The sequence below is a fragment of the Streptomyces olivochromogenes genome (genome assembly GCF_001514115.1).
GTDB classification, from domain to species: Bacteria; Actinomycetota; Actinomycetes; order Streptomycetales; family Streptomycetaceae; genus Streptomyces; species Streptomyces olivochromogenes.
On sequence record NZ_KQ948458.1, the window covers coordinates 401,417 to 414,884 of the forward strand.

A 13,468-nucleotide genomic window follows, 5' to 3' on the forward strand; every position below is an offset into this window, starting at 1 on the left:
TTATTAGGCTGAGAGGGTGTTCGAACGCAATACGAGGAGGATGCGGACGGTGCTGCCTGCGTACACGGTCGAGGTTGGAACCGAACCGCTGGTCCGTCCGGCGCGGAACTCGGTGGGAGGCTGGCCCTTCCTCGACCAGGCCCAGGACTGGCCCGAGTGCTTCTGTGGTGAGCGGATGGCTCTGTTCTTCCAGTTCGACATCCCCTGGGATCTGGAGCCTTTCGGCGGAGACCACCTCCTTGTCTTTCACTGCCGTGCGCACAACGACGCGTCCGACCCCCAGCTTGCTGATGGCCGGCTCGTACCGAAGTACTGGGACGCTCCGCAGCCGCCCTACCCGGCTCCGTTCTGGCGTGTACTGATCCAGAGCCGCGCGGCGCTGCCGCACCCGGAAGCCGAGCCGTCCTTGTGCGCGCTGCCGCTGGATCTGCGGCCCTTCGTGGATACCCCCGACGGGGAGGACATAGGGGCCCAGACTTTCAAGGTGGGCGGTACCCCGTCCTGGGCGCAGTATCCCGAGTACTACAGGTGCGCGTGCGGCGCGGACTTGGTGTACGTCTGCCAGGTTCCTGAGGGTATGGACTTCGCTGTCCACCCCGGCCGGCCAGAACAGCCCTACAGCGTCAGGGCCGACACCTACTTGCTGTTCCTGGGCAACGAGGTCTACCTGCTTGCGTGCCCGGCCCGCTGCGATCCGGCGGCCATCTGGCCGGTTAACCAGCACCGACGCGTCAGCAGCACTCAGGCGGCTTGTTCAAGTGCCACATGGCTGTGAATGGGAGTGGCCCGCCACATGGCTGCCAGCTGTGGGTACGACTCCACGAAGCGTCGCATCTTCCCCAGTGCGATAGTCCTGGGTATGCCAATCTCGTCATAGTCGAACCCGGTGTCTTGAAAGCCGAGACTGTCGACGTCGGACCACGCCGGATCGTCTGCGAAGCACAACTGGAGCTCCACCTTCCAGTACTCCGGCTGCCAGTGTGGATCGTCGCGTTCTTGGCCACCATTGACGGCGAGCAGTCGACCGAAGGACAGAGCCGGCCGCTCTTCGTCGCAACTCCATCTCCCCCACTCGACGATGAAGCCGTCGCCGTCGTTCTCGGGGCCCTCCGCACCTTCGATTTCGTTCTGAAGAAACTCACCGAACGCGTCCCACGCCGCAGTGACGTCACGTACGGCATCCGGTTCGACACCTTGCTGTCGCAAGGCCTGCTTGAACGCCTCGGCGCTGGACCGCCATGGGATGGGCATGCGGGATGCTAGCGCGTTGTCGGGGGTGAGGGTACGGAGGCGTACGACAATGCCATGGCTGAGGTGCTCAACAGCATCTTCCATGGTGGCTTCAACGCCGGTTGCGTCGGCGTGGGCGCCACGGAAGCCAGTTGGCAGCCGCTTCCAAGACATCCACGATGTCCCGTCTGTCAGCACGAAGCAATGCGATCACTACGGTCACCAACAAAGTGGAGAGGAAGAGCAGAAAGGCGATGCCCAGCCATGGCATCGCATTCGTTGGAAGCTGTAACAGGCTGCTGACCACGGCCGGATTCTCCAAACGAAGATCTAGGGCTGTCTGCGGGCCCTCGAGAGTTGCGAATAAACGAGAAGCCATCACTCTGAGCAGGCAGAGACTCTCGCAGGATTGAGGAGGCGAGAGACTCAGTCAGGGCAGAGCGCGGTCAGCGGTCGTAGCCTGGTTCGCGGCATTGGTGATGGCTCTGAAGGCCTGACCCCTGGCGGGTCCCCGGGGAGCTGGTTCTGGGGCATGCCGGAGTGCCGACGAGACCCGGGCTCGCGGAGAGAATCGAGCAGGCACGCGGACGGCGACGCGACGATGGGCGTCGTAGGCCTGTGGGCTGGCGAGCAGCCGGGCGGAGCGCTCGGCGGATCGGCGAGGGAATCGGAGTTGTAGCTCACCGGCCTGTTCGAGTTGAGGCCGCCCGTTGAAGGTGCACTGGTTTGAGTACTCGGTCTCGCAACTACAGTGCGAGTCTGTCCAGTCGAGTCTGAGTCCCCAGACCTCATTGTTGAGGAGATGGAGGAATGTCTCGTGGTGAGACGAGGCACGCGTAGCCAGCGGCTGGTACTGCGTCTCCAGGATCCATTGCTCCCCAACATCGGCTGGGTTGGTCCACGCCGTGGTGTACAGGGGGATGCCCATGGTTCGCAGAAGCCCGATGCGCCGGAGTAGGCCGCTGGCAAGCCAAGCGGTGCTCCCGTCCGCACAGCGGTGGACGGCTCTATGACCGGGGTGCCCGGTGTAGGCGAGTTCCGCGGCGGTCCACTCGTGGGGCCGTTCGTGACTGCACAGCCGCAGTCCTGCGCGACACATCTCCTTATCCGTCTCAGCAAGGCGGCTACGCCACGCTTTTCGGTGGATGCCGGTGATGTGGATCGTGGCGTCCGTATCGAGGAGGTGCAGGACAAGCCCGTCTCGGCCCGTCTCGGTGATACGGCAACCCGGCACTCCGTAGACATCGCCGGTGGTTGGGTCGTATCGGGGTACGAGGGCGTTGGCCAACTCGGAGGCCATGTTGTCACCCTCGACTGCAATCGAGAGGCCGTCAGGTCGTGGATAGACGTACTTGATACCCCAAGGGTGGATGGGGCTGTTCGACGGCCAGCAGATCCGTCGGACCACCCATTGCTCCAACAAGCGCTGGTCGGCGTTGGCCTCCGGGATGAGGAACTCGCCTTCGCTTGAACGTACGGCCTCGTTGGCCAACTCAAGCGGCATGCCGGTAAAGAGGGAAAGAGCTTTGGCGTCACGCGCTCGACTCGTCTGCCGCACGGAGGATCCCTTTCGGCCGCAGCGCCAACCCGACCGTGACGCTCGGCGGTTGAGTGGGAGTCCCGCAAGCGCAATTCGTTTCCAGCGACGGTGTCAGTTCGACTGTCTTCTGCACCCTCTCGCGCTCCGTCGGGTCGGGGTGAGCGCTGGCGCACGGCATCCGTAATGCCTCAATGCGCATGTTACGGCAAGCAAGTCGGTCCCGGGCAACCTCGCGTGGCCTCGGCTGAGATGAGGCTGTATCGACGGCGGCGTTCCTGCTCATGCCCAGGACCCCTTCACCGAGTCCGGGGAAGGGGAGCAACTTGCGATCCTGGGCCTTCCTCTGGAGCAGGAGATCTGCGCCTGCGTGAACGGCACGGTTTCGGCGCCCTGCGGCTGTGGGACCTTGGTCGGCCTCACTGTCGAGCTGTATTCGCGAGCAAGGAGGGCGCGGAGACGGAGCGCAAGGTCGGTGTGCGCGTCGACTACGAAGGTCATCGCACCCGTGGCAGCTATGACCGGGATACGAAGCGGATCGACATCACATCGGGGCCGCTTGCGGGGCAAAGCCTCAAGACACCCACTGGGGCGGCCCGGGCGGTGGTGGCGCACTACAAGCCGGACGTCAATCCAAACCGCAACGGCACGGCACTGCCTGCTTGGTTCAGCTTCGCGCTCTTCGTGTCCGTCTTCGCTGCCGTACTGCTCTTCACTTACGGACATAACGGAGCTGCCGCTCGCATCGCTCCTGTACGTGACACGCTGAGCGTGATGCCCCATGGCGGGGGCGGGGCGTCATGATGTTGAAGCCTTCGGCTTGGAGGCGTCGCTTTCAGCCTGGGCGGCGGGTCGCGTGTCCCGGTTGCTCGGTCCCGTGCGAGCTCGTCGGCACCCGGGTCCGGGCCCGCTTCCACGGCGACGAACTGACGTCGCCGCGGTCACGTCGGCATTCCCCGCTCGGCCAGGCCGCTCTCGTACGCGATGATGACCAGTTGTGCGCGGTCCCGGGCGTGCAGTTTGGCCAGGAGGCTGCCGATGTGGGTCTTCACGGTCGGCATGCTGATGACCAGGCGTTCGGAGATCTCCGCGTTGGACAGGCCGTTGGCGATCTGGACGAGGACTTCGTGTTCCCGCTTGGTGAGACCGACGAGTCGTGGAGCGGGGCGGGGCGTTTCGCCGCGCCGGGAGAAGTTGGCGATGACGCGCCGGGTGACCGTCGGGGCCAGTACGCCCTCGCCCGTGGCGATGACCCGGATGCCGTCGACCAGGTCGGACGGCGAGGCGTCCTTCAGCATGAAGCCACTGGCGCCCGCCTGAAGGGCCGGGTAGACGTACTCGTCCATGTCGAACATGGTCAGGGCCAGCACCCGGACACCGGTCAGTGTCTCGTCGGAGCAGATCTCCCGGGTGGCCGCGATGCCGTCGAGAACCGGCATCCGGAGGTCCATCAGGACGACGTCCGGGGCGAGTTCGCGGGCGAGCCGGACCGCCGTGGCGCCGTCGCCCGCCTCGCCGACGACCTCCATGCCGGGCGTGGAGTCGACGAGGACCCGGAAGCTCCCGCGCAGCAGTGCCTGGTCGTCCGCGATCAGTACCCGGACCGACTCGGCCATGCGTGTTCCCCGGTTCCTCGTCCGCTCGAAGGTGACATATGGCATTTTAGCAAGGTCTTGTCGTCAACTCGGCTGCCACGTAGAGCACTTCACGCCCCGTCCAGAAGCAGCTCCGCCGTGCCGTCGACCCCCGCCCCGACCGTCGTACCGTACGACTCCGACAGCCGGGTGACATCGGTGAGGATCTCTTTGGCCTCGGCCTGGTCGGCCAGGCGGGGGCGGCCCCTGCGGTGCACCGGCAGGCCGAAGCCGAGGTCGACCGGGTGGAGGCGGGCCGTCACGAGGGTGCCGTCGTCGAAGGTGAGGACCGGCAGGAGCGACTGCCAGTAGCGGCGGTGCGGGGCGAACAGCCGGGTGCCGTGGCCGCCCAGTCGGTCGTAGTAGCGGCCCGGGGTGGGCGGCCGGTCGGTGGTGACCTTGGCGTAGTCCTCGGCGGAGACGCGGTCGGCCAGTTCGATCTGGCTGACGATGTTGCCGAGGCTGTAGAAGATCGGCCTGTTCCGGTACAGCTCGACGCCGCGCAGGAAATGCGGGCCGTGCCCGACCACGACGTCCGCGCCCTCGTCGATCATCCGGTGGGCGAAAGCGCGCAGGAACTCGCCCGGTGTCTCGGGCGTCGGGCCCGGCTCGTGGGAGTGCACGCTCACCACGACGAGGTCCGCGCGCAGGCGGGCCTCACCGACCCAGCGGGAGATCTCGTCGAGGTCGCGCGGATCGCACTCGGTCGTGAAGCCCGGTTCGTCCGCCGTCAGGAAGCGGGTGCCGAAGAGACTGAGCCGGTCGGGTCCGAGGATGGCGGGGTCGATCCCGAGGAGGGTGCGGGCCTCGGCCCGGCGGGCGCGCAGGCCCGTCTCGGCGTCGATCGTCCGCAGCACGTCCATCTGAGGAGCCGTCACCCGCAGGGTTGCCGAGTGGCGCAGCGGGTTGAGGCCCGGTCGGCCAGGCAGTTCCGGCGACGGGTCGGCCGCCTCCTGGCCGGGCAGGAACGTCGTGGTGCAGGCGAGCAGCGCCAGGCTGCCGCCCGGCCGGTCGACGTAGACGGGCCGGCGTGCGGTGGTGAGGTCGGGGCCGATGCCGGCGAACGGGATCCCCCTGGACCGGAGTTGGTCCACGGTGCCGAGGACGCCCTCCGTGCCCAGGTCCATGGCGTGGTTGTTGGCGCAGCCCAGCACGGTGAACCCGGCCGCCGTGATCTCGTCCAGTACGCCGGAGTCCGCGATCAGGCAGCCGCCGCCGGCCGCGTTGTGCACCGGGTGTCCGCGTCCGTCGTAGGGGACCACCTCCAGGTTGGTGACGGCGAAGTCGGCGCCTTGGAGGAGTTCCTGGAGCCGTCCGGCGGCCGGGTCGGAGCCGATCACCGCTCCCCGGGTCGCCATGCAGTCGCCGGAGAGCGCCACGGTCAGCCGGGTCACCGCCGGGCCTCCGTGACCGCGCGGGTCAGCGCGCCGCCCGGATCGGAGCCGGTGACGTCGACGCGGCGGCCCTCCACCATGACGGTCGGTGTCAGCGCAACCTTGCGGGAGGCGGCGATGTCGGAGACGTACCGCACCCAGGGCAGGTACGGGGCGTCCTCGACGCAGCGCGCGAAGGACGCCCCGGTGATGCCGGCGTCCCGGCCCGCCGCGATCAGCTGGGTCTCGCTGAGCCCGGGGCCCTGTTCGGCGGGCTGCTTCGAGAAGAGGACCGTGGAGTACTGCTCGAACCTCCCGGCGTCCGCCGCGCAGACCGCCGCGGAGGCCGCCCGGGTCGAGTAGCCCGCGGGTGCGCTGCGGTCGTCGAGGAAGGCGACCGGGTGGTAGACGACGCCCACCCCGCCGTGCGACCTCAGACCGTCCAGGGCGGCGGTCAGGGCCCGTTCAGTACGACGACATTCCGGGCAGAGGTAGTCGAGGTACACGTCGACCCGTACGGCGCCGGTGGAGGCGGCCACGCCCGACTTGTCGGCGGCGAGCCCGGCCGGTACGCGGCTCGGTGCCTTGCCGGGGGCCGTGTTGTTCGCCCGGACCAGGCCCGCGCCGACCAGCGCGGCGGCGGCGACCACCAGGACGGCCACCAGTGACACGATCACCGTGCGCCGTCGCCGGTGCCGTTGGTGCACCATCTCGCGCACCTCGGCGTCCATCGTCCGTGTGCCGGTCATGCTCCTCGCTCCTTCGGGTCCAGGACCCAGCTGTCCAGCGCGTATCGGGTGCGCGGATTCCGGATCAGGAGGGCGGCCGCGCCGAGCAGCACCAGGTCGCGCGCGATGTCGAGCGCGTAGCCGCGTGCGGCGCCACCGCTGAGCGTGCCCCCGCCGCCGAAACAGCCGCAGTCGATGGACATGCCCCGTGCCCACACCGAGGCGATGGCCGCCGCATACGCGACCAGCAGGACCGCCGCGCCCACCGCCGCCGCCCTGGTGGCCAGCCCGGCCACGAGCAGCAGCGCGAGCGCCACCTCGACGAACGGCAGTACACCACCCACTAGTTGGGCCGAGTCGTCGGGCACGATGCGGTAGAGCGCGACCGTCCGTCCGGCTTCCGTGAGATCTCCGATCTTCACCAGACCGGCGTAGGCCAGGACCACCGTCAGGAGCAGCCGGGCCGCGAGCCGCACCGCCCCCGCCCAGTGCCCTGACGCGGCCCGGACGGCGGCCGCTGTGGTGACCTCTGTCGTGCTCGCGTCCACCGTGCTCTGTCCTCCCCGGTTCATGAAGTACGGGAGAACCGGTAGCCGGCGAGGCCCAGTGCGACCGCCGTGAGGGCGGCCAGGAATCCGAGTTCGGCGGCCATGGGTGGGTGCCAGTCGCCGAGCATCAGCCGGGTCTGTTCCGAGGTGAGCACGCTCGGTCCTGGCAGGGTTCGGCGGACCGCGTCGACGCCGTACGTCAGCGGGTTGAGTTTGACGACGGTGTTGAGCCAGCCGGGCAGCCCGCCCGGTGGGAACATCGCGCCGGAGAAGAACATCAGCGGCATCAGGCTCAGGTTCACCACGACCTGGAAGGTGTCGACCTGTCGGATGGTGACGGCGGCGAGCAGCCCGAGCGAGGTGAACATGAGGGAGACCAGCAGGAGTTCGAGCAGGACGACCAGCAGCATCGGCGTGTAGCGGATGCTCGCGATCCCGCCGACGGACAGCACCATGAGGCCGTAGACCGCGCCGGTGGTGGCGCCGCCGAGGGCCAGTCCGAACACGATGGACGCGCGCGGGAACGGCGCCACGAGCATCTGGCGCAGCACCCCCAGCCTGCGGTCCCACACCAGCGAGATGCCCACCGCGATCGCCGGGGCCTGCACGGACATGACGAGCGTGCCGGGGAACAAGTAGGCCCGGTAGTCGTTCAGTTGGGCCTTGCCGAGGCTGGACGACGCCGCGTCGAGGCCGGTGCCGAGGACGACGAGGAACAGCAGGGGTGTCACCAGTCCCATGGCCAGGCGCACGGGGTTGTGCCGCAGCCGGGTCATCTCCCGCCGCCAGAGCAGCAGGACGGGGCGGGCCGGGTTGCGGGACCGGTCGGTCGGTGCTGGTGCGGCGGTGATGTCGCCGAGTGCGGCGGGTGCGGTGTCGGTCCGGCTCATCGCAGTCCTTCCCCGAGGTTGCCGAGCGTGCGCGGGCCGGTCGGGCTCTCCCGGATGGCGAGACCGGTGTGGTGCAGGAAGACGTCGTCGAGGGTGGGCGGGGCGATGGCGACCTCGCGTACGGTTACGCCGAGTTCGGTGCACAGGCGGGGCACCAGGGCAGCCGCCCGCTCGACCCGGAGCAGCAGCCCGTCCGGAGTGGGCTCCGCCGGGAGGCCGAACCGGTCGACGAGAGCGTCGGCGGCTCGCTGGTCGTCGTCGGTGCGCAGGACGACGAGGTCGGCCCCGATGACGGACTTGAGATCCGCGGGCGTGCCCTCCGTGACGACCTTGCCCCGGTCGATGATCGCGATCCGGTCGCAGTGCTCGGCCTCGTCCAGTTGGTGGGTGGTGACGAAGACCGTGATGCCCCGCTCCCGCCGCAGCCGCTCCAGGTGGTCCCAGACGGCGGCGCGGGTCTGGGCGTCCAGTCCGGTCGTCGGCTCGTCGAGGAACAGCACGCTGGGCTCGGCGAGCAGACCACGCGCGATCTCCAGACGACGGCGCAGTCCGGTGGAGAACTGCCGTACGGGCACCCTGCGGCGCTCGGAGAGGTCCATCAGGTCGAGCATCGAGCCGATCGCCTCGCGGGACGCGCGGCGGGACAGGCCGCACAGGTCGGCCTGGAAACGGAGGTTCTCGGCGGCGGTGAGGTCCAGGTCGAGGGTCGACTCCTGGAACACGATGCCGATACGGCGGCGGACCTCGGCGGGCTTGGCGGCGACGTCGAAGCCGGCCACCTCCGCGCGGCCCGCGGTGGGCCGCAGCAGGGTGGTCAGCATGTTGATGGTGGTGGTCTTGCCCGCGCCGTTCGGCCCGAGGAAGCCGTACACGCTGCCCGTGGGCACGGTCAGGTCGAGTCCGTTCACGGCCGGCGCGGTGCCGTAGTACGCGTAGAGGCCCTCGGCCCGGATCGCCGTCATGAGCGGCTCCCTTCGGAGGGGCGGAGGGGACGGTCGGAGGTGCTCCGGCGTGCGTCCGGGCGGCGGACCGCCAGGACCGTGCGGAACACGCTGAGTTCGCCGGGCTCGTCCACCGGCCGCCCGTCGGCCTCCACCCAGGCGTGCGCGCCGAACGGTTCGGTTCTGAATCCCGTGCACCAGTCGGCCCACCTGCCGTGGGCCCGGCACAGCAGGACGGTGGCCACGGAACGCTGGAGGCAGCCGAGGCCCGCGCAGCGGGTGCTGACCGAGACGACGGACCGGCGGGCGTACGCCACCTCGGCGTATCCGGCGGGGCGGGACCCCTTGCTGACCACGCCCAGCACGCGGTGCAGCCGGGCCGGGGGCAGCCGGACCAGCAGCCGGGCCGCCCCGGCGGCGCACCGAGGAGCGAGCTGTCGGTACCAGGGCAGCCGCGGGGCCTGTTCGGCCACGGCGGGGGTGGTCACGAGGCCACCTCCACCAGTTGGGCCGCGCTGAGCGCGTCGATGAGGGCCTGGACGTCCTGCCGCGCCTGGTCGTCGCTGACCGGGGCCGCGGCGCACAGGCCGGCGGCGGCAGCGTCGGGCGCCGTTCCGTCGAGCAGCTGGCGCAGGACGCCCGCGCCGGAGTGGTTCAGCTGCCAGTAGCGGCCGCGGCGCCCGTCGAGGAGTACGGCCCCGGAGTCGATGTCGGTGAGAGTGACGTCGCGGGCGAGGGTCAGCTTCATCGGAGTTCTCCCGTGTGCGTGTTCCGGGCGGGTGGCGTGGGGTACGTCTCCGGGTGCGTCCGCAGCCAGCTCTCGCAGGCCACGGTGGTGTCGATCGGCTGGAGATGGTGGGACATCGGCCCCGGGTTCAGCACCGCGGACCGGAAGGCCGCCGGGTCGATGAGGCCGAGCCGGGCGAGTTGGGAGTCCTCGCACAGCTCCAGGATCCGGGCCCGGTTGCGGGCCAGGCCGCGGAACGCCTCCGCGCTGAACTCGCCCTTGTCGCGGCGGCCCAGGATGTCCGCGGGGACGAGACCCTGTGCGGCCGAGGTGAGCAGCGGCTTGAACCGCCCGCCGAGCAGGCGCTGGTCGATCCGGGTGGCCAGGGCCGCCTCCACCACCCGGTCGTCGAGGAAGGGCGCGTCCCAGGTGACGCCGCTGTCCCCGAGGGCGGTGTTGACCTGGCGGACGGTGGTCCCCTCGAAGACGAGCGAGGCGAGTGCCTGGTGCCGGGCCCGGTCGGCGTCCAGGGGCCCGGGTCCCTCGGTGGCGGCGTCGGTGAGAAGGGCGCGGACCGCGGCCACGGCGTCGGGGGTGGCCCAGGCCGGCATGCGGGGCGCGAACACCCAGCCGAAGTCGGGCTCGTCGACGGGCGGGGGCGGGGCGTCGATGCGGGCGGCGACCCGACCGAGGTTCTGCCCGAACGTCGACCGGTCGAGCAGCGAGCGTACGGTCGCCCGCCACGGCCAGCGGTTGGCCAGCCGGTAGCGGTTGACCAGCCGCAGCCCGCCGACCGGTGTGGCCCGGGCCAGGGACCAGGCGCAGGCGGGCATCCGGCCGAACAGCTCGTCACCGCCGAAGCCGGTCAGGTGCAGGCGGGCGCCCTCGGCCGTGGCCCGCTTGGCCAGGTCCTGGATGTGGGCGAGTCCGGAGGCCCAGGTCGAGGGACCTTCCGGGGCCGCGCCGACTAGGTCGGCGGTGTAGCCAACGTCGAAGAGGTTCTCGGCACGGTCGGCGGACAGCGTGTGGTGCCGGGCTGCCGGCAGGCACTCCGCGGCCCGGTGGGCCCACATCGTGTCCGCGTTGGCGCTGTCGATCGGCATCACGTGGTAGGTGACCAGGTCGGCGCCGGCCGCGTGGGCGAGGAAGCACAGTGAGGTGGAGTCCAGGCCGCCGGAGAGGTCGGCGCTGAGGGTGCCGCCCGCGGTGACCCGGGTCGTGATCGCGTCGTCCAGCGCGGAGCGGACGGCGGCCGCGCCCTGCGCGAGCGTGAGGGACGGCTCCGGGAGTTCCCACCAGCGGATCTGGCGGGCCCTGCCGTCGGTGTCCAGTTCCAGCCAGTGGCCGGTGGTGAGCGCCTCGACGCCCCGGCGGACGGGGCGCTGGGCGAGCGGCCAGGGCGGTCCGCCCGGCGCCAGCAGACGGGCGGCGAGCACGGTCTCGTCGAGGTCGGCGCCGGTCAGCCGCAGCAGGGGTGCCACCCCGCTCGCGGCGACGGTCACCCCGTCGACGGCGGCAGTGAAGATCTGTCGTACGCCGACGGCCGAACCCTGCACCCTGGTCCTGCCGCCCAGTGACACCGCCAGGTGGACGGCGCCCGGCAGCCGGGACGCGATCGCGTCCACGTCGTGCAGCGAGTGCAGCCGGCCGAGCGCTGCGGTCGCGGCGGCCGTGTCGAGCCGGGTGTGTCCCAGTACGGCCATCCGCCGCGGGCCCGCCTCGACGACCACGACCTCGGTCTCGGGCCAGTCGCCGACGATCCAGGGCCGCCCCGACGCGTGGTCGATACGCCGTGCCGCCCGCAGCCGGCCGGCCGTCGCGGCACCGGCCGGGCAGTCCGGAAGAACCACGAATTCCATGTCGCCTCGTTCCCCGTCTCCTCGTTGCCCCGGGTGGTGCCGGTGCGTGGACACGCACCGGCACCGGACGTGATCACCAGAAGCAGACGATCGCGTAGCCGCAGCCGGCGAAGTCGTTGCAGCTTCCGACGCCGAGGCACTTCGTGAGCTCCTCGAAGTCGCCGACTTCCTGGAGCATGGGGGGTTCGTAGATCGCGGACATGGGGGTCCTCCCGTATCGGATCGGTCAGGCCGACCTTGTTCGGCCTGTGATCTGTCACGGAAGTTACGTGGCGGAATGTCCCACCGGCATGGGGCAGTTGTCCCACGCCGGTCCTGTCAGCTGTCCCACCGGCGCTGGCGCACCCAGCCCCAGCCGAGGGCGGCGACGGTCCAGGCCAGCAGCACCGTGAAGCCGAAGGCGGTGTGCGGGGAGCGGACGGTGAGCAGTTCGTTTCCCGCCTGGTCGGGGAAGTACCGGGCCATCTCCTTGGTCGCCCCGATGAGGGACAGGATGTGCGTCCCGGCGAGCACCATCGGCAGCAGTACGGCCAGCGGTACGACGGCGTTGCGGGCGATCGCCGCGATACCGGCCGCGAACAGGCACATCAGGGTCAGATAGACGACCGCCCCGGCCAGGGCGCGCGGGACACCGCTCGCGCCGAGCGAGGAACCGTGGGACCCGAGGGCCGCCTGCGTGGCCAGATAGCCGAGGACGGTGACGGGGACGGACACGGCGACCGCCGCCAGGGCGGTGACGGCCGTCTTCGCCACGTAGAGCCGTCCGCGCCGGGGTACGGCGAGCAGCGAGACACGGATCATGCCGGACGTGTACTCGCTGGTGACGACGAGCACGCCGAACACGATCAGCGCCAACTGGCCGTAGAGGATGCCGTCGAGACCGGCCTGTTCCGGGGTGAAGTCGGAACGCAGGCTCGGGTTGTCGGACTCCAGCGCGTTCTTCGCGGACCAGCCGTCGAGGGCGGCGATGAGAACGCTGACCGCGGCGAACAGCAGCAGCGAGATCCGGGTGCCGCGGATGCCGCGCAGCTTGGTGGTCTCGGCGCGGACGGCCGCGAGGGTCTCAGACATGCGTGTTCCTGCCTTCCTGGCCGGGGACCCGTTGGCCTTCTCCGATGACGTCGAGGAAGGTCTCCTCCAACGAACCGGCGTGGGTGCCGAGTTCGTCGAGCGGGAAGCCGCCCGCCGCGGCGATCCGGCTGACGTCCGCGGCCGCCATGCCCACGACGTCCAGGCCGCCGCCGGGGACACGGGTCACGGTGGCGCCGCCGCCTTCCAACTCCCTGCCGAGCCGGTCGGGTTCGGGGGTGCGGACGCGGACGTAGGACCGTCCGTGGCGCTCGATGAAGTCCGACATCCCGGTGTCCGCGAGGAGCCGGCCCCGGCTGATGACGACCAGGTGATCGGCGACCAGGGCCATCTCGGTCATCAGATGGCTGGAGATGAGGACGGTACGGCCCTCGGCGGCCATCGAGCGCAGCAGCTCGCGCAGCCAGCGGATGCCCTCGGTGTCCAGGCCGTTGACCGGTTCGTCGAGCACCAGCACGGGCGGGTCGCCGAGGAGCGCGGCGGCCAGGCCCAGCCGCTGGCCCATGCCGAGGGAGAAGGTGCCGGTCCGGCGCCGGGCCGCGTCCGTGAGCCCGACCGCCTCCAGGACCTCGGCGACCCGGCCGGTGGCGATCCGGTTGCTCTGGGCGAGCCAGCGCAGATGGTCGCGCGCGGTCAGGCCGCGGTGCGGGGCCGAGGTCTCCAGCAGGGCGCCGATGTGGCGCAGGGGGTAGGCCAGGTCGCCGTAGGCGTGCCCGTCGATCCGCGCGGTTCCGGTGTCGGGGCGGGTCAGGCCCAGCATCATCCGCAGGGTGGTCGACTTCCCGGCGCCGTTGGGGCCGAGGAAGCCGGTGACGGCTCCGGGCCGCACCGTGAAGGTCAGGCCGTCCACGACGGTGGCCGGCCCGTACCGCTTGGTCAGGTTCTGGACGTCAATCACGCCACGAGTCTGGC

At 70.4% G+C, this 13,468-nt stretch carries 16 protein-coding genes; 2 read left to right on the forward strand and 14 right to left on the reverse strand.

Annotated elements, in window-relative coordinates; translation table 11 throughout:
* Positions 1-49 precede the first annotated feature (49 nt).
* A complete protein-coding gene (locus AQJ27_RS23820; protein WP_067372508.1) occupies positions 50-775 on the forward strand; it encodes a hypothetical protein in 726 nt (241 codons plus the stop codon).
* Here AQJ27_RS23820 and AQJ27_RS23825 read toward each other — a convergent pair.
* Positions 742-1,404, reverse strand: coding sequence for a hypothetical protein (locus AQJ27_RS23825; protein ID WP_159064387.1), 663 nt, complete (start codon positions 1,402-1,404; stop codon positions 742-744). The two genes, AQJ27_RS23820 and AQJ27_RS23825, sit on opposite strands and share 34 nt — an antisense overlap.
* A gap of 256 nt (positions 1,405-1,660) precedes the next feature.
* Positions 1,661-2,788: a hypothetical protein gene (locus AQJ27_RS56450; protein WP_159064388.1), complete on the reverse strand. Its 1,128-nt coding sequence runs from the start codon at positions 2,786-2,788 to the stop codon at positions 1,661-1,663.
* Positions 2,789-3,244: 456 nt separating this feature from the next.
* Here AQJ27_RS56450 and AQJ27_RS57400 point away from each other — a divergent pair, with 456 nt between their 5' ends.
* Positions 3,245-3,571, forward strand: coding sequence for a hypothetical protein (locus AQJ27_RS57400; RefSeq protein WP_162489351.1), 327 nt, complete (start codon positions 3,245-3,247; stop codon positions 3,569-3,571).
* 137 nt (positions 3,572-3,708) lie between these two features.
* Here AQJ27_RS57400 and AQJ27_RS23830 read toward each other — a convergent pair whose 3' ends face one another.
* The 12 genes from AQJ27_RS23830 to AQJ27_RS23880 form a co-directional block, all read right to left on the reverse strand.
* Complete coding sequence (locus tag AQJ27_RS23830; protein ID WP_067372282.1) at positions 3,709-4,383, reverse strand: response regulator; 675 nt, start codon at positions 4,381-4,383, stop codon at positions 3,709-3,711.
* Between the two features lie 89 nt (positions 4,384-4,472).
* Positions 4,473-5,795 carry a lasso peptide C-terminal Trp epimerase gene (gene mslH, locus AQJ27_RS23835; protein WP_079065189.1) on the reverse strand — a complete coding sequence of 441 codons (1,323 nt, stop codon included), beginning with the start codon at positions 5,793-5,795 and terminating at the stop codon, positions 4,473-4,475.
* Positions 5,792-6,523: a DsbA family protein gene (locus AQJ27_RS23840; protein ID WP_067372285.1), complete on the reverse strand. Its 732-nt coding sequence runs from the start codon at positions 6,521-6,523 to the stop codon at positions 5,792-5,794. Before AQJ27_RS23840 ends, mslH begins: the two co-directional genes overlap by 4 nt.
* Entirely contained in the window at positions 6,520-7,050 is a 531-nt protein-coding gene (locus AQJ27_RS23845) for a MauE/DoxX family redox-associated membrane protein (protein WP_201264357.1), read from the reverse strand. Before AQJ27_RS23845 ends, AQJ27_RS23840 begins: the two co-directional genes overlap by 4 nt.
* 20 nt (positions 7,051-7,070) lie before the next feature.
* A complete protein-coding gene (locus AQJ27_RS23850) occupies positions 7,071-7,940 on the reverse strand; it encodes an ABC transporter permease (protein WP_067372288.1) in 870 nt (289 codons plus the stop codon).
* Entirely contained in the window at positions 7,937-8,902 is a 966-nt protein-coding gene (locus AQJ27_RS23855; RefSeq protein WP_067372292.1) for an ATP-binding cassette domain-containing protein, read from the reverse strand. The genes AQJ27_RS23850 and AQJ27_RS23855 overlap by 4 nt, the downstream gene beginning before the upstream one ends.
* On the reverse strand, positions 8,899-9,369 hold the full coding sequence (locus AQJ27_RS23860; RefSeq protein ID WP_067372297.1) for a lasso peptide biosynthesis B2 protein: 471 nt from the start codon (positions 9,367-9,369) through the stop codon (positions 8,899-8,901). Before AQJ27_RS23860 ends, AQJ27_RS23855 begins: the two co-directional genes overlap by 4 nt.
* Positions 9,366-9,629, reverse strand: coding sequence for a lasso peptide biosynthesis PqqD family chaperone (locus AQJ27_RS23865; protein WP_067372300.1), 264 nt, complete (start codon positions 9,627-9,629; stop codon positions 9,366-9,368). The genes AQJ27_RS23860 and AQJ27_RS23865 overlap by 4 nt, the downstream gene beginning before the upstream one ends.
* Positions 9,626-11,467: a lasso peptide isopeptide bond-forming cyclase gene (locus AQJ27_RS23870; protein WP_067372303.1), complete on the reverse strand. Its 1,842-nt coding sequence runs from the start codon at positions 11,465-11,467 to the stop codon at positions 9,626-9,628. Before AQJ27_RS23870 ends, AQJ27_RS23865 begins: the two co-directional genes overlap by 4 nt.
* A 73-nt stretch (positions 11,468-11,540) precedes the next feature.
* Positions 11,541-11,669: an aborycin family tricyclic lasso peptide gene (locus tag AQJ27_RS55690; protein ID WP_103079660.1), complete on the reverse strand. Its 129-nt coding sequence runs from the start codon at positions 11,667-11,669 to the stop codon at positions 11,541-11,543.
* A gap of 116 nt (positions 11,670-11,785) precedes the next feature.
* The gene (locus tag AQJ27_RS23875) at positions 11,786-12,538 is read right to left on the reverse strand and encodes an ABC transporter permease (RefSeq protein WP_067372306.1); all 753 of its coding nucleotides are present in this window, start codon (positions 12,536-12,538) and stop codon (positions 11,786-11,788) included.
* Positions 12,531-13,454, reverse strand: coding sequence for an ABC transporter ATP-binding protein (locus AQJ27_RS23880; RefSeq protein ID WP_067372309.1), 924 nt, complete (start codon positions 13,452-13,454; stop codon positions 12,531-12,533). The genes AQJ27_RS23875 and AQJ27_RS23880 overlap by 8 nt, the downstream gene beginning before the upstream one ends.
* Positions 13,455-13,468 lie beyond the last annotated feature (14 nt).